This window comes from Curtobacterium sp. MCBD17_030, assembly GCF_003224255.1.
In the GTDB taxonomy this organism is placed as follows: Bacteria; Actinomycetota; Actinomycetes; order Actinomycetales; family Microbacteriaceae; genus Curtobacterium.
Map to the genome: position 1 here is coordinate 1 of NZ_QKLI01000005.1, position 15,440 is coordinate 15,440.

Annotated in this window: 14 protein-coding genes; 7 read left to right on the top strand and 7 right to left on the bottom strand. The window is 71.9% G+C overall.

Going from position 1 to position 15,440, the window contains the following annotated elements:
- Positions 1-307 precede the first annotated feature (307 nt).
- The 4 genes from DEI89_RS06370 to DEI89_RS06385 all read left to right on the top strand — a co-directional run bounded on the left by DEI89_RS06370 (position 308) and on the right by DEI89_RS06385 (position 3,998).
- On the top strand, positions 308-1,180 hold the full coding sequence (locus tag DEI89_RS06370) for a hypothetical protein (RefSeq protein ID WP_146236695.1): 873 nt from the start codon (positions 308-310) through the stop codon (positions 1,178-1,180).
- Positions 1,181-1,282: 102 nt separating this feature from the next.
- Positions 1,283-1,843, top strand: a complete 561-nt coding sequence (locus DEI89_RS06375) for a YceI family protein (RefSeq protein ID WP_110903219.1) — start codon at positions 1,283-1,285, stop codon at positions 1,841-1,843.
- Between the two features lie 483 nt (positions 1,844-2,326).
- Positions 2,327-2,893: a TIGR03086 family metal-binding protein gene (locus tag DEI89_RS06380; protein ID WP_110903220.1), complete on the top strand. Its 567-nt coding sequence runs from the start codon at positions 2,327-2,329 to the stop codon at positions 2,891-2,893.
- Positions 2,894-2,996: 103 nt separating this feature from the next.
- The gene (locus DEI89_RS06385; RefSeq protein WP_110903221.1) at positions 2,997-3,998 is read left to right on the top strand and encodes an aldo/keto reductase; all 1,002 of its coding nucleotides are present in this window, start codon (positions 2,997-2,999) and stop codon (positions 3,996-3,998) included.
- A 714-nt stretch (positions 3,999-4,712) separates the two neighbouring features.
- Here the strand turns inward: DEI89_RS06385 and DEI89_RS06390 are convergent.
- The gene (locus DEI89_RS06390) at positions 4,713-5,681 is read right to left on the bottom strand and encodes an oxygenase MpaB family protein (RefSeq protein ID WP_110903222.1); all 969 of its coding nucleotides are present in this window, start codon (positions 5,679-5,681) and stop codon (positions 4,713-4,715) included.
- A gap of 209 nt (positions 5,682-5,890) precedes the next feature.
- Here DEI89_RS06390 and DEI89_RS06395 point away from each other — a divergent pair, with 209 nt between their 5' ends.
- Positions 5,891-7,576 carry a long-chain-fatty-acid--CoA ligase gene (locus DEI89_RS06395; RefSeq protein ID WP_110903223.1) on the top strand — a complete coding sequence of 562 codons (1,686 nt, stop codon included), beginning with the start codon at positions 5,891-5,893 and terminating at the stop codon, positions 7,574-7,576.
- A gap of 37 nt (positions 7,577-7,613) precedes the next feature.
- On the opposite strand, the gene DEI89_RS06400 is transcribed toward DEI89_RS06395, so the two are convergent.
- The 4 genes from DEI89_RS06400 to DEI89_RS06415 form a co-directional block, all read right to left on the bottom strand.
- Positions 7,614-8,474 (bottom strand): ABC transporter permease, encoded by an 861-nt coding sequence (locus DEI89_RS06400; protein WP_110903224.1) that lies wholly within the window; start codon positions 8,472-8,474, stop codon positions 7,614-7,616.
- Positions 8,471-9,517 carry an ATP-binding cassette domain-containing protein gene (locus tag DEI89_RS06405; RefSeq protein WP_110903225.1) on the bottom strand — a complete coding sequence of 349 codons (1,047 nt, stop codon included), beginning with the start codon at positions 9,515-9,517 and terminating at the stop codon, positions 8,471-8,473. Before DEI89_RS06405 ends, DEI89_RS06400 begins: the two co-directional genes overlap by 4 nt.
- Positions 9,518-9,603: 86 nt before the next feature.
- Complete coding sequence (locus DEI89_RS06410; RefSeq protein ID WP_110903226.1) at positions 9,604-10,392, bottom strand: hypothetical protein; 789 nt, start codon at positions 10,390-10,392, stop codon at positions 9,604-9,606.
- A gap of 124 nt (positions 10,393-10,516) precedes the next feature.
- Complete coding sequence (locus DEI89_RS06415; protein ID WP_110903227.1) at positions 10,517-12,103, bottom strand: inositol monophosphatase family protein; 1,587 nt, start codon at positions 12,101-12,103, stop codon at positions 10,517-10,519.
- Positions 12,104-12,208: 105 nt separating this feature from the next.
- On the opposite strand from DEI89_RS06415, the gene DEI89_RS06420 reads away from it, so the two are divergent.
- A complete protein-coding gene (locus DEI89_RS06420; protein ID WP_110903228.1) occupies positions 12,209-12,634 on the top strand; it encodes a DUF3054 domain-containing protein in 426 nt (141 codons plus the stop codon).
- Here the strand turns inward: DEI89_RS06420 and DEI89_RS06425 are convergent.
- Together DEI89_RS06425 and DEI89_RS06430 are read right to left on the bottom strand one after the other, a co-directional pair.
- Positions 12,631-13,284: a spermidine/putrescine ABC transporter substrate-binding protein gene (locus DEI89_RS06425; RefSeq protein ID WP_110903229.1), complete on the bottom strand. Its 654-nt coding sequence runs from the start codon at positions 13,282-13,284 to the stop codon at positions 12,631-12,633. The two genes, DEI89_RS06420 and DEI89_RS06425, sit on opposite strands and share 4 nt — an antisense overlap.
- Before the next feature lie 67 nt (positions 13,285-13,351).
- The gene (locus tag DEI89_RS06430; protein ID WP_110903376.1) at positions 13,352-14,296 is read right to left on the bottom strand and encodes a DUF3097 domain-containing protein; all 945 of its coding nucleotides are present in this window, start codon (positions 14,294-14,296) and stop codon (positions 13,352-13,354) included.
- 79 nt (positions 14,297-14,375) lie between these two features.
- Here DEI89_RS06430 and DEI89_RS06435 point away from each other — a divergent pair, with 79 nt between their 5' ends.
- On the top strand, positions 14,376-15,428 hold the full coding sequence (locus DEI89_RS06435) for a zinc-binding dehydrogenase (RefSeq protein WP_110903230.1): 1,053 nt from the start codon (positions 14,376-14,378) through the stop codon (positions 15,426-15,428).
- Positions 15,429-15,440 lie beyond the last annotated feature (12 nt).

Below are 15,440 nucleotides of genomic sequence, written 5' to 3' on the forward strand. Positions count from 1 at the left end.
GCCATGCTCCGAGACGGCACCCTCTACCAGCCACCCGTCCCACTCGCAGCTTGACAAAAACCATAGGGACACCCCCCCACGATCGGGCAGAACGCCGGGGCAGCCCATGCCGCACAACCGTGGTTCCGCCCGCTCGCGAGCTGCGTCCCGTCCTGCACATCCGGCCGACGGCCGGTCCTGTCCACACTGGAGCCTCGGTCTGGCCCCGGCGCTCCGGTGCGGCTCGCACCATGGACCCATGTCTCCGAGGACCCCGCTCCCCCCGGCCCTGCGTCAGACGCCGTTCCGAGTGCGTCGCGCGCTCCACATGGGCGTTCCACGCGGGCGGCTCGATGCCCGCGACCTGCGACGTCCGTTCCACGGCGTGCGATGTGCCGAGCAACCGCACACGCCGGACGCCTTCGCGCGGGCACTCGCTCCTCGGCTGCGCCATGACCAGGTCTTCAGCCACACGACCGCCGCGATGCTCCTCGGCGTGCCGTTGCCCCGCCGGATCGAACGTGATCCGCGGTTGCACGTCACCACGATCGGGACGGACCAGGCGCTGCGCGTCCGTGGGTCGGTGGGGCACCGGGCCAAGGCGGGTTCGGTCCGAGTCGTCCAGACCAGGGGTGTCGCGCTGACGCATCCGGCCGACACCTTCACCGCGCTCGCCTCGTTCCTGTCGCTGGACGAACTCATCGTGGCTGGGGACGCCTTGGTGGGATGGCTCGGTTGGTCGACGCTCCCCGAACTGGCCGCGGCCGTGCGTCGGCGGCGAGGCTGTCGCGGCGTCGTGAAGCTCCGGGCAGCCCTCGCCGAGATCCGGGCTGGATCACGGTCGCCTGGGGAGACGCGGATGCGGCTCCTCCTGACCCGCGCAGGTCTCCCGGAACCCGTCCTCAACCACGACGTGGTGGTGGACGGACGGTGGGTCGCCTGCGTCGACCTCGCATACCCCGATGCTCGTGTCGCGATCGAGTACGAGAGCGACCTCCATCGGACCGACCCGGCGACGTTCCGGAAGGACCTGACCAGGGGTGAACTGCTGAAGGACGACGATTGGTGGTTGGTGCGGGCGACCGCGGATGACGTCGGTCCGTCCGCCGACCGTTTCGTCGCGCGGATGCGTCGTCTCCTCATCGCCGGCCGAACGGGCCGGCACCGCCCGAAGAACAACACCTCGGTGAACAATGGTTGACGCTTCAACCAAAGCGGTGCAGAATGGGCTACCATCAGGTTCGATGCAGGTGCATGAAATCTCGCGCCCGCCCATGACTCATCGCTCGAAGAAGGACACACCATGGCTCTCAACGCCTCCGCCATCCCCGGTTACGTCACCGGCACTTGGAAGCTCGACCCGACCCACTCCGAGGTCAGCTTCTCCGTCCGTCACCTCGCGATCAGCAAGGTCAAGGGCAAGTTCGAGAAGTTCGACGCGACCCTCGTGACCGCCGAGAACCCCCTCGACACGACCCTCGAGGCCTCGATCGACGTCTCGAGCATCAACACCAACCAGGCGCAGCGTGACCAGCACCTCGCGACCGGTGACTTCTTCCTGACCGAGGAGCACCCGCACATGACGTTCCGCTCAACGGGTATCCGCGAGGACGGCGACGACATGCTCATCGACGGCGAACTCTCGCTCCGTGGCGTCACCAAGCCCGTCACGCTGAAGACCGAGTTCGGCGGCGTCATCACCGACGGCTACGGTCAGGTCAAGCTCGGTGCCGAGGCGACGACGAAGATCGACCGCACCGAGTTCGGCGTGAACTGGAACGCAGCCCTCGAGGCCGGCGGCTTCACGCTCGGCAACGACGTCACGATCAACCTCGACGTCCAGTTCGTCCTCCAGGCGGCCTGACCTCTCCGCCCTCTCGAAGCCCCGGCGCCCTCGGCGTCGGGGCTTCGTGCTGTCCGGGACCGGCTCGAGCGTTCGCTTTCGTGGTCGTGCCCGTGGGTGGATGGGTGCGTCTTCCCTGCCGACCGGGCGGAACAGCAGGGCGTTCTCCCGGATCCAGCGGGGATTCCGCCCGCTCAGCGCTCAGCGCTCAGCGCTCAGCGCTCACGCGGAACCGAGCGCTCAGCCGCCCGCTCAGCCGCCGGCTCGCCGCCGACGCGCCCCTCGCCCGCCACACCCGTCGCCCGCGCGCCCATCACGAGCAGGGAGCTCCGCGCCATCCGCCCCAGCGCCTCCCGACCGACCGGAGCGGTACCGTGAGGAACGCTCTGGCCCACCCGGGGGAATCCGCCCCTCGGTCCCAGGGTTGCACGCAACACCGCTGCACACGAAGCACGTCCGACGCGGTCGTCGGAATGTCGCTCGCCGACGAACAGGAGCACCCCGATGTCCACCGACTGGATCACGCTGCAGACACTCGCCGTGGCGGAGTTCGGCCGCCGCGTCGCCGCCGTCACCGACTGGGACGCTCCCACCCCCGACTCCGAGTGGACGACGCGCGATCTCGTCGCACACGTTGTGGATGAACAGCGCTGGATCCCCAAGCTCCTCACCGGTTGTGACTACGCCCAGGCCGAAGCGGACCTGGAGCCGATCGGTGATGACCTCCTCGCTGAGTGGGAACGGCACTCGAGCGCGGCGATCGAAGCCTGGCAGCGCGCACCGAAGGACACGCCCGTGCACCTGTCGACCGACGTGGTGCGGGCCGGCGAGTACCTCGCGGAGCAGACCAGCGACATCACGATCCACACGTGGGACCTGGCCCGCGCGACGGGGAGCGACGAGCGCCTGCCCGACGAGCTCGTCGACGCGGTGTGGACGCACTTCGAACCGCAGATCCAGTCCCTCGCGGCGACCGGGCTGTACGCGGCTCCAGTGCAGGTGGACGACGATGCTCCTCTGCAGGTGCGTCTGCTCGCGGTGACCGGGCGAGATGCCCGGGTCTCCGCCTGACACACCCGTCAGGAAAGCCCGCTCGCGGGCACACACGCATGCGCGCACGCACGCACGCAAGCAGGCACGACCCCACCAGCGCTCCGCTACGGAAGGACCCCGTATGTCCGACACCCCCACCGTCCCCACCGTCCGCCTCGGCAACACCGGCCTCGAGATCTCGAGTGTCATCCTCGGCATGATGTCCTACGGCGACCCGACGAAGGGCTCGCACGCGTGGAGCGTCGGCATCGACGACGCGCGCCCCTTCGTCCGCCGGGCGTTCGACGCCGGCATCACGACCTTCGACACCGCGAACGTCTACTCGGCGGGCAGCAGCGAGGAGATCACCGGCGAACTCCTCAAGGAGCTCGCTCCCCGTGAGGAGGTCCAGGTCTTCACGAAGGTCTTCAACCGCATGCGTCCGGGCCGCAACGGGGCAGGGCTGTCTCGTGTCGCGATCATGCACGAGATCGACGCCTCGCTGACACGACTCGGCACCGATTACGTCGACCTGTACCAGATCCACCGTTTCGACCCGCTCACCCCGGTCGAGGAGACGATGGAGGCCCTCCACGACGTCGTCAAGTCCGGCAAGGCCCGCTACATCGGTGCGTCGAGCATGTGGGCGTGGCAGTTCGCCAAGATGCAGCACGTCGCGGAGCGCAACGGCTGGACGAAGTTCGTCGCGATGCAGGACCAGTACAACCTCCTCGAACGTGAGGAGGAGCGCGAGATGCACCCGTTCTGTGCCCACACCGGCGTCGGCGTCATCCCGTGGAGCCCGCTCGCCCGCGGCAAGGTCACCCGCCCCTGGGACGCGCAGGGTTCCGGCTCACGGTCCGACACGGACGAGTTCGGCAAGACGCTGTACCGCCAGGACGAGGACGCGAACCGAGCGATCGTCGAAGCGGTCGGGCAGGTCGCGGAGGAGCGCGGCGCGAGCATGGCGCAGATCGCCCTCGCGTGGGTCGCTGGGAAGTCGGCCGTCTCGGCACCGATCATCGGCGCGACGAAGGAGCACCACATCGACGACGCGGTCGCCGCGACCACGATCGAACTGAACGACGACGAGGTCGCGCGACTCGAGCAGGCCTACACCCCGCGGGTACCGTCCGGCTTCTGACCCCCACGGACAGGAGGCGCGGTTTGATCTGGCACCGCGCCTCCCGTCCGCCGCCCCCCTCCCGCCCGGGGCGCGGGCGGAACGCCTGGTGCACCGTCTCGAGCTGTCGTGTGATTGCCCTCGCTCATCGAGGCGCACACCGTTTTCCCGCCCGTCCGTTCTCACCCGGCAACGTGAGCGGGCGAGATGCCGCGCCACTCCTGGCCGGTGCCGCTCACATCCGCCCGCTCGCCGACAGCAGGACCGCCCGGACACCGGCACGCGCGCCCCAACACCTCGACTCGCAACCGAGACCATCGAGCGCGAGCGGGCCGAATACCGTGCGTCCCGGCGTCATACCCGGCAGGTTCACCCGCTCACCCGCCCCGCCCGCAAGCTCGCCTGCGGCCCCGAGCAGCCCCGAGCAGCGCTGATCCGGCCCCGGCGCGCAGAGGCCGTGAGGTCCGAGAGAGCCGAGGACGGAGCGTGAGCGGGCAGAATGCCCGGACTGCAGGCCGGGCGCGACGGCGATTCCGCCCACTCGCCGGAGACGGGCCTGCGCGACCCCTTCATCGCTCCGTCCCCAGGGTGAGCGGGCGGAAAGCCCGGGCGACGGGAGCGGCATCCGCGCAGATCCGCCCGCTCGCCGCAGGCGCAGCCGCTCGCCACAGGCGCAGCCGCACGCCACAGCCGCTCGCGGGGCCGCAGGCGCAGCCGCCCCCGCTCTCGCACCCCTCAAGCCGCGCCGAGCCCGCGCTCCCCGGACCTGGCATCCGCGGCCTCGCGCTCGAGCCGCTCGAGCCGCTCGAGCCGCTCGATGCGCCGCAGCGCCGCCCGCTCGCTGCCCGTCTGGTTGCCGAGCACGCCGGTGATGCCGTCGAGGACCAGCCCGGTCGCCCGGTCGACGGGCAGCTCGATCGGACCGATCATGGGTGCCCGGATCCCGAGCAGCGCCCGGTGTCGCGGGTCGAGGGTCGACACCGCGCCCTGGTAGATCGCGCGGTAGCCGGGTCGGAGCATCGCGGCGAGGGGCGGGTTCTTGATGAACCGCAGGACCTCACGGGTCCGGGGTGTGACGGCGAGCTCGCCGCGGTCGAGGTAGCCGTCCATCTGCGCGCGGAGTTCGGCCTCGGTCTCGGGGGCGTCGTGCACGCGCATCAGGCGTCCGGCGACTGCCCACTCGCGGACGTACGCGTCGGCGCTACCGGGGATCGGCTCGCCCCAGCGCTGGGCCGTGCGGAGGAACGCGTCGGTGAACGCGAGGTGCACCCAGCGGGCGAGGTCCGGGTCGTTCGCCGTGTACGGCCGTCCGATGCCGTGGCCGTCGACGTACAGGCCGCGCACCCGCTCGTGGAGCCGCAGCACCCATTCGCTGCCAGAGGTGGCGGTGGCGGTGTCGCCGTGGGTGACGGTGTAGATCCAGCGGATGGTGCCCGCGAGCCGGCCGAACGGGTCTTCCTTGTACCGGGAGTGGTCCGCGACCCCGGCGAGCGCCCCGGGGTGCAGGGCCTGGACGAGGAGCGCCCGGACGCCGGCGACGATGGTCTGGTTGCCGCCGTGCACGGACCAGGTGGCGGAGCCGGGGCCGAAGAAGCCGGCGTCGGTTCCCTTCTCGAGCTCGTCCACCCATTGCGGGCTGCCGTGGGTGTTGCCCGTGAACGTGGCCTGCAAGCGGGTGCGGAACGCATCGGTGACGAACGACATGCCGTCATGCTCCGTCGACCCCCTGACAGCGCACCGGACGCTCGCCGGAAACCGCGTCCGCGCCGAGGAACGTCCCGAGCAACGCCCCGAGCAACGTCCCGAGGCACCCGAGGCACCCGCGGCACCCGCGGCACCCGCGGCAGCTCCGCTGCAGACGCGCACCACGCGCGTCTGACAACCCCTCGGCTCCGCCCGCTAGGTTGGACGACGTGAGCATCGACACGCTTCGTCCCTGGCTTGCCTCCTACGCGTCAGGGGTGCCGCACGACATCGAAACGATGACGGGGTCCCTGCCGGACCTGGTTGAGCAGTCGGCACGGCGCTTCCCGAAGGCGGTCGCGCTCGAGTTCTTCACGCGGGAGACCACGTACGCCCAGCTGGAGGAGCAGATCGCCCGTGCAGCGAACGGGCTGCGCAAGCTCGGCGTGACGAAGGGCGATCGGGTGGCGCTGGTGCTGCCGAACTGTCCGCAGCACGTCGTGGCGTTCTACGCGGTGCTGCGGCTCGGCGGCATCGTCGTGGAGCACAACCCGCTGTACACACCGCGGGAGCTGCGGCACCAGTTCGAGGACCACGGCGCGAAGGTCGCGATCGCGTGGGACAAGTCGGTGGCGACGCTGCAGGACTTCCCGAAGGACGTCGCGCTGGACGCGATCGTCTCGGTGGACCTCACCCGGGCGATGCCGCGCAGCACGCGCCTGGCACTGTCGCTGCCGGTGGCGAAGGCCCGCGAGTCCCGCGCGAAGCTCACGACCTCGGTGTCCGGAACCACGCGGTGGGACGACCTGGTGTCGGCCCGGAAGCTGTCGAAGCGGCACCCGCGGCCGGAGACCGACGACGTCGCGCTCATCCAGTACACCTCCGGCACGACCGGCACCCCGAAGGGCGCGGTCCTGACGCACCGGAACCTGCTGGCGAACGCCGCGCAGGCCCGGGCCTGGATCCCCCAGATCAGCGCGGGTGACGGCAGCGTCGTGCACGCCGTCCTGCCGATGTTCCACGCGTACGGCCTGACACTGTGCCTCACGTTCGCGATGAGCATCGCCGGGAGGCTCGTCCTGTTCCCGGCGTTCGACCCTGCGTTGGTCCTCAAGGCGATCAAGAAGCGTCCGCCGACGTTCCTGCCGGCCGTACCGCCGATCTACGCCCGGCTGCAGCACGCCGCCGACTCGGCGAAGGTGTCGCTGGCGGGCATCGACATCGGCATCTCCGGCGCGATGCCGCTGTCGCAGGACGTCATCGAGCCCTGGGAGGCCCGCACCGGCGGCTTCCTGGTGGAGGGCTACGGCCTGTCCGAGTGCTCTCCCGTGCTGATGGCGAACCCGGTGTCGGACGCCCGTCGCCTCGGTGCGATCGGCCTGCCGCTGCCGTCGACCGAGTGCCGGGTGGTGGACCCCGACGACGAGTCCCGGGTGCTCGGCACCGACGAGTCCGGTGAGCTGCAGGTCCGCGGCCCGCAGGTCTTCGGCGGCTACTGGGGCAAGGCCGAGGCCACCGACGAGGTCTTCACCTCCGACGGCTGGTTCCGGACGGGCGACATCGTTGCGATCGACGCGGACGGGTTCGTGCGCATCGTCGACCGGCTCAAGGAGCTCATCATCACTGGCGGGTTCAACGTCGCGCCCTCCGAGGTGGAGGACACGCTGCTCAAGCACCCCAGCGTCAAGGAGGTCGCGGTCGTCGGCATCACGCAGGGCGGCAACGAGCAGGTCGTCGCCGCCGTGATCCCCACCGACCCAGCGGCGTTCGACCCGGAGGCGCTCCGGGCGTGGTCCCGCGATCACCTGGCCGCGTACAAGGTGCCGCGTCGCGTGGTGGTCGTCGAGGACCTCCCCCGTTCGATGATCGGCAAGGTCCTGCGCCGCAAGGTGCGCAACGCCATCCTGCACGACTAGCGACGGCTGACGAGCGACGAGCGACGGCAGCCCGCTCCTACTTGCTGCTGATCCGCGTGTACTTGTTCACCGCCCACGGCACGAACACCGCGAGCATCACCGCGATCCCGATCAACACCGTCGTGATCGGGTGCTGCATGGTCCAGATGTCCGGCACCGGCGCCGACCCGGCGTTGCCGAACAGCTCGCGCGCTGCCTGCACGAGCGAGGAGACCGGGTTCCACTCCGCGAACACCCGGAGCACGAGCGGCATCGTCTCGCTGGGTACGAAGGCGTTGGAGATGAACGTGAGCGGGAACAGGATCATGAACGAGGCGTTGTTGATCACCTCGGGCGTCTTGACGCTCATGCCGAGCAGGGCCATCACCCAGCTGAACGCGTAGCTGAACAGCAGGAGCAGTGCGAGCCCGCCGACGAACTCCACCGGTGACGATCCCACCCGCCAGCCGACCGCCAGCCCGGTGACCATCATGATCACCATCGAGATGCCGTTGAGCACGAGGTCGGAGTTCGTCCGTCCGACGAGCACGGCCGAGGCCGACATCGGCAGGGTCCGGAACCGGTCGATGAGTCCTTCCTTGAGGTCCTGCGCCATCGCCGACCCGGAGAACGTGGCGCCGAAGACGACGGTCTGCGCGAAGATCCCCGCCATCAGGAACTGCGTGTAGTCGGTCCCCTGCACGCTGATCGCGCCGCCGTAGACCTGACTGAACAGCAGGACGAACATGATCGGCTGCAGCACGGCGAACACGAGCATGTCCGGCGACCGCTTGATCTTGATCAGGTTCCGCTTCGTCACCGTCCAGCCGTCCTCGAACCAGACGGCGAGCGGGGCGGTGACGACGACGGGCAACTGCCGCCCGAGTGCGCTGCCGGTGCCGGTCGTGGTGGTGGTCATGGCACCAGCTCCTGTCGGGAGGCCCGCTCCCCGCCCGACGGACCGGTCCCCGCCGTCGCGTCCATGCGTCCACCCCCACCGCCGTCCTGGTCGTCCGTCGCGGCGTGACCGGTGAGCCGGAGGAACACGTCGTCCAGCGTCGGGCGGCGCATCCCGGCGTCGTGCAGCGCGATGCCGGCGGCGCCGAGGTCGGTGAGGACCCGTTGCAGCGCCGCGGGCCCGGCGTCGACGGTGACGGCCCGGGTGCGACCATCGCCGCTCGTCTCGACCTCCCCGCTGCCGTGCCGCCGGAGGACGGTGGCGGTGGCGTCCCCGTCGGCGGCGTCCACGAGGGTGACGACGACGCGGTGTCCGCCGACCTGGGCCTTGAGCTCGTCCGAGGTGCCTTCGGCGATGACCCGGCCGTCGTCGATGACGGCGATGTCGTCGGCCAACTGGTCGGCCTCCTCGAGGTACTGCGTGGTGAGGAGCACCGTGGCTCCGTCGGCGACGAGGTCCTCGATGATGCCCCAGAGCGCGAGCCGGCTGCGCGGGTCGAGGCCCGTCGTCGGCTCGTCCAGGAACAGCACGCGCGGGTTCATCACGAGCGCCCCGGCGAGGTCGATCCGACGGCGCATGCCGCCGGAGAACCCCTTGACGGGGCGGTCGCCCGCTTCGGAGAGCCCGAACACCTCGATGAGCTCGCGTGCCCGGTCGCGCGCTGCCCGACGGCCCAGGTGGTAGAGCCGCCCGATCATCTCGAGGTTCTCGAACCCGGTGAGGTCCTCGTCGACGGCGGCGTACTGCCCGGAGACGCCGATCGCACGGCGGGTGCCCTGCCGGTCGGCGACGACGTCCATGCCGGCGACGGACGCTGACCCGGCGTCCGGTTCGACGAGGGTCGTGAGGACCTTCACGGTGGTGGTCTTCCCGGCCCCGTTCGGTCCGAGCAGTGCGGTGACGGTGCCCTCGGGCACCGAGAGGTCGAGGCCCGCCAGTGCGTGCACGGGCCCCGACTTGGATCGGTAGGTCTTGGTGAGGCCGGAGGCCTCGATGATGGCCATGTCGCTCCTTCGTGACCGGCTGCGTCCCTCGGGGCCGACCGGACACGCGGACCGGTCGACCGGACGGCGGGAGCGACGGACGTCACTCAGACGTCGAAGCCACCACCGAAGTCGCTGGAGCCCTGGTCGAACCCGCCGTCGGACATGCCGCCGAAGTCGGAACCACCGTCGCCCCAGGAGGCGTTGTCGTACCCGCCGCCGTCGGCCGCACCGCCGTCGCCGGATCCGTCACCAGTGTCCCCCGAACCGCCGTCATCCGCACCACTCGCATCGGTTCCACCGTCGAACGACCCGGGGTCCGGGAGGAAGGCGCTCATCAGGGCGGAACCGATCACGTAGCCACCGACGGTGCCGAGCAGCGAGGCGCCGAGCATGCTGCCGAAGCCCGGGCCCTGCCGTCCGCCGAAGCCACCGCCCATGCCCCCGCCACCGATGCCGCCGAGCGAGCGCTCCATGTACCCGGGCTGCCGGAGCTCGGACCGGGTCGCACTCTGGGCGAGCGAGCGAGGATCGTCGCCACGTGGGGCCTCGCCGGCCGGAGCCGTGCGGGTGAACTCGTCGTAGACCATCCGGCGCTGCTCGGGCGTCAGGGTGGCGAACGCCTCGGCGTGCACCTCCTCTATCCGCTCCGGCGGCGCGGTCCGGAGCAGGTAGCGGTACCGCTCGACGGCCCGCTGGTCCTCGCCCCCGGGCTGCTGGCCGGGTCCTGACCGGTCGGGTGCACCGTACGGCGTGGCTGCACCGTACGGCGCGGCCGGCGCCTGCTGGTACGACTGCTGGCCGTACTGGTAGCCCGGCTGCGGTGCACCACCGGTCCCGCGTCGTGGCTGCTCCGGACGCTCCTCGCGGCCGAGCAGACGGTCGAGGAATCCCATGGTGTGCTCCTTCGTCGCGGGCACCGTGCCCGCTGGCGCCCACGCTAGGCACCGTCGGCCGGGTCTGACTGTGCGTGCGCTCAGAAGCCGCCGTGCGCCTCCCGTCCGGGAGGCCCGTCCACCGTCAGGACGTCGGCCCGGCCCCGGTGATCGCCGCGGTCCAGACCGCGAACAGCTCGTCGGCCGCGCCGGGGTGCGCCGCCAGGAACGGCACACCGGCGGGCGGGAAGTCCTGCACCGGCCCGTCGAGGGTCAGCACCACCCCGCCGGCTTCGTGCACGAGGAGCACGGCGGCACCGTGGTCGATCGGGTCGAACGCCGGCATGCACGCCCCGATCCCCCGGCCGGCGGCCACCTGGGCGATCGTCAGGGTGCCCGAGCCGGGGACGCGCACGGAGCAGGACCGGGCGGCGAGCGCGTCGACGAACACGCCGAAGCCGGGCCACGGGTGGGCACCGTCGAGCTCGGTCCCGACCACGGCGCCGGCGAGGGCGCGCGGTGCGTCGTCGAGGCGCAGCACCCGGTCGCGTTCGGTCGCTCCTCGGCCGCGGCGGGCCTCCAGGACCTCGCCGCGCCAGGGGTCCGCGACGACGCCGACCAGGGGGCGCCCGGACCGGGTCAGGCACAGCGAGGTGCTCGTCCACGGCACGCCGTTCGCCAGGTTCCGGCTGCCGTCGACGGGGTCCAGGTACCACCGGTGCTTGTCCCCGGGGGCGACGCCGTACTCCTCGCCGACGAAGCCGTGCTCGGGGAACGCCGCCCGGACGCGACCGCGGACGTGCTGCTCGATCGACCGGTCCAGCGCCGCGACCTGCCCTTCGGTGTCGCCGGTGTCCGGGTCGACGCGGTGTTCGCGGGTGAAGGCGATGACCTCGTGCGCGATCCGGTGTGCCAGGGTCTGGGCGCGGCCGGCGATCTCGGCTTCACCGGGCTCCCGGGCCGGCCGCGACCAGCCGTCCCGCTCCGCGGCGGCCAGGACGGCGTGCACCGTGGCGACGTCCTGGGTGAGGACCAGGTCCGCGCCGAGCCGGGTCGCCCAGCGCGTCGGCTCCGGGTCGTCGACGGTCCACACCGCGACGCACAGCCCGAGGGCGTGTGCCGCGCGGACGGTGGCGGGCGTGAGGAAGGCGACGTCGAGGTCGAGTGTCGAGGGCCCGAGCTCCTGCACCTCGGCGGCCGTCGGTGCTCGGAGGGTGTCCCAGGGCATCCAGACGTCGGCCTCGGGCAGCAGCGCCCGGACGGCCCGCATCGCAGCCAGCGTCCCGCGCCAGGCCACCCGCACGGCGTCGTCCACGCCGGTGCCGGCTCCCGCCACGGTGCGCACCGCGGCGTCGGCGTCAGCCGGGTCCGCGAGCCCGATCACCAGGGCGGCGGAGCACCCCTCGAGGCGCTCGAGCACGGCGTCGAGGCGTGGGATGCGGTCGAGCCCGTTGCCCAGCCGGGCGACGTCGCACCACGGCGTCGCGGAGACGCGGCGGCCGTCGCCCCACATCCGGCCGAGGGTCTCGTCGTGCAGCAGCACGGCGACCCCGTCGGCGGTGACCCGGACGTCGACCGCGACGACGTCGGCACCCAGGGCCTCGGCGACGGCGACGGCCGGCAGCGTGTTCTCACGGCGGACACCCGGGGCCCCACGCGAGGCGACGATCCGAGGCGGACGGAGGCCGGGCTTCCCGGTCGTCATCGGTGCCGGGGTCTCGAGCGTCGTCACCGTCCCATCGTGGGAGCGCGGCCCGAACACCACGTGACGCGTCGGTGAACAACCGGGGGCCACGCGGCCGGTGGCCACGCGGCCGGGGCCTGAGAGGATGGTGCCGTGGAGACTCGTACCTGGGGTTGGCTCGCGGCGGTCGTCGACGTCGTGCTCATCGTGGCGTTCGCCGTCATCGGACGCAGTTCGCACGGCGAGGCGTTCGCGCCACTCGGCCTGTGGACGACCGCGTACCCGTTCCTGGCGGGGTGGGCGATCGCGTACGTGACCTCCGGGGCGTGGTCGCGCCCGCTCGCGATCTGGCCGACCGGTGTCGTGGCGTGGATCCTGACGGTGTTCGTCGGGATGGCGATCCGGGTCGCGACCGGGCAGGGCGTGGTCGACGGCAACCCGCTGCCGATCTCGTTCCTCGTCGTGGCCACCGTCGTCCTCGGGGTGTTCCTGGTCGGCTGGCGGCTCCTCACCCGACTCGTGGTGCGCCTCCGGTCGGGCAGGCGTCCGGCGGGCGGCGACGCGCGGGCTGCCGGCTAGAAGAGGCCGCCCCGCGGACCCTCGTCCGGGCCGTCGAACCCGCGGAACATGTCCGACACCAGCGCGGCGATCTGCGGTTCGACGAGACGCTCGACGGCCTCGGCGATGCGCTCCCGGTGGTCCAGCAGCGCCAGGCACACGGCCGTACCGGTCGACCGGGCGCACTCGTCGGACAGCTCGATCTCGTGGCGGAGTGCGGCCTTCGCCTCGTCCGACAGCGGCTCGCGCGGCTCCTGTTCGCTCGCCCCGGTGCCCGCCAGCTCCCCGAGGGTGAACAGGAACGGCTCGCCCGGCTCGGGCTGCGGGTCCACGTCCAGGCCCTGGAACTCCGGCGACAACCCCTCGGCGGGCTGGTACCCCGAGCGTCGCTTGCGTGCTGCGGCCCGCTCGAGTTCACGCTGCAGCAGCGGCAGGTTCTTCGCCGTGTGGTCGTCGACCGCGTCCTCGACGATGGCGGACATCCGACCGATCAGCGCGTGCTGCACCGGGTGCGGAACGTCCGGCCCGAATCCCGCTGCGGCGGCGATCGGCGAGCCCGTGCAGCGTCGGCAGATGCGGGTGCGTGGACGGGCCGTCCCGATCTGCCACCGGGGCAGCCAGCGCAGCCAGACGTCGACGGCGTTCCGCACGCGTCCGTCGATGCCGTCCATCCTGCAAGCGTAGGCGGCGCGCCCGGGATCCGCCCCGAGGCGCGACGGGAGGCCCGGCGCACGACCGTCAGACCGGCTCGGTCACGAAGTCGATCAGCTCCTCGACCCGACCGAGCAGCTGCGGCTCGAGGTCGGCGAACGTCCGCACCTGCCCGAGGATCCGCTGCCACGCCCGGGCGATGTCGGCCTGCTCGGCGTGCGGCCACCCGAGCGCCTGGCAGATGCCGGCCTTCCACTCGATCGACCGTGGGATCGTCGGCCAGGCCTGCAGTCCGACACGTGCCGGCTTCACCGACTGCCAGACGTCGACGAACGGGTGTCCGACGACGAGCACGTGTGCGCCCCACTTCCCGCGCATCACGGCGTCGGCGAAACGGGACTCCTTCGAGCCCGGCACGAGGTGGTCCACGAGGACGCCGACCCGGCGCTCCCGGGTCGGGCGGAAGTCGTCCAGCACGTCAGCCAGGTTGTCCACGCCGGACAGCTCCTCGACGACGACCCCCTCGACCCGGAGATCGGCGCCCCACACCTTCTCGACGAGTTCGGCGTCGTGCTTGCCCTCGACCATGATCCGGCTCGGCAGGGCCACCCGGGCGCGCTGCTGCTCGACGGCGAACGACCCGGACGCGGTGCGGAGGCGACCACCGTCGGAGGCGTGCCGGACCGCCGGGGCCGCTCCGGGCCTCCCGGCCGCGGCGGTGCCGGCGGTGGCGGTGGAACGAGCCGGCGGCGCGGCCGCGGCGGACCGACCGACGGGTGCCTGCGGGCGCGTCAGGGTGACCAGTTCACCCTCGAGCAGGAACTGACCGACGAAGGGGAAGGCGCGGACCCGACCCTTCCAGTCCTCGAGCGAGACGTTGCCGGCCTCGAGGCCGACCACGGCGCCGGCCCACCCGGAGTCGGGGTCCTCGAGCACCATGTCGCGCTCGAGCGGCACCTGCCGCACCTTCTGCACACCCCGCGAGCGCCAGTCGCCCGAGAGCACGTCACTGCCGTACCGGTCCTCGTCCACCCGCACGAGCGTACTGTCGACTGGCGTCCGGACAACGTCGACCGGCCGTTCCCCGATCATCCCGACGGAAGGCACACCCGTGCGTGCAACAGTCATCCACGCTCCCCGCGACATCCGTGTCGAGGAGCGTGACGCCCCCACGATCCTCACCCCGTCCGATGCCGTCGTGCGCGTCGTCGCCGCGTGCGTCTGCGGCTCGGACCTCTGGCCCTACCGGGGTGTCCGCGACACGAAGGAACCGCGGGCGATCGGTCACGAGTTCGTCGGCGTCGTCGACCAGGTCGGCGACGACGTGACCGACCTGCGCGTCGGCGACTTCGTCATCGCACCGTTCACGACCAACGACGGCACCTGCCAGGCCTGCGCGCACGGCATGACGAGCGGCTGCGACCACGGCTCCACGTTCGGTGTCACGCCGGACGCCTACGGCCACCCGCTGGGCGGCGCCCAGGCCGAGTACATCCGTGTGCCGGACGCCGCCGCCAGCCTCGTCGTCGTGCCCGGGCCGGTCGACGAGGACCTCGTGCCGTCGCTCCTGACCCTGTCCGACGTGTTCTCCACCGGGCACCACGCCGCGGTCTCGGCCGGCGTCGGCCCGGGCAAGACCGTCGTCGTGGTCGGCGACGGTGCGGTCGGGCTGTCGGCGGTCCTCGCGGCGAAGCGTCTCGGCGCCGACCGGATCATCGCGATGAGCCGGCACGCGGACCGGCAGGCGCTGGCACGCGACTTCGGCGCGAGCGACATCGTCGAGACCCGCGGCGACGAGGGCGTCCAGGCTGTGCGGGACCTGCTGGACGGCGACCTCGCCGACTGCGCGCTCGAGGCCGTCGGCACCGCGGAGAGCATGGACCAGGCTCTGCGGGTCGTCCGTCCCGGCGGTGCGGTGGGCTACGTCGGCGTGCCGGCCGGTGACCCCGAGCTGCCGATGCCGTTCCTGTTCGCGAAGAACATCACGGTCGGCGGCGGCATGGCCCCGGCACGCGCGTACATCGAGGAGTTGTTGCCCGACGTGCTGTCGCGGACCATCGACCCGGGCAAGGTGTTCGATCTCGAACTGCCCCTGGACCAGGCTCCCGAGGCCTACGCCGCGATGGACGAGCGCCGGGCGATCAAGGTGCTGCTGCGCCCGTAGCTCCTCAGGGAA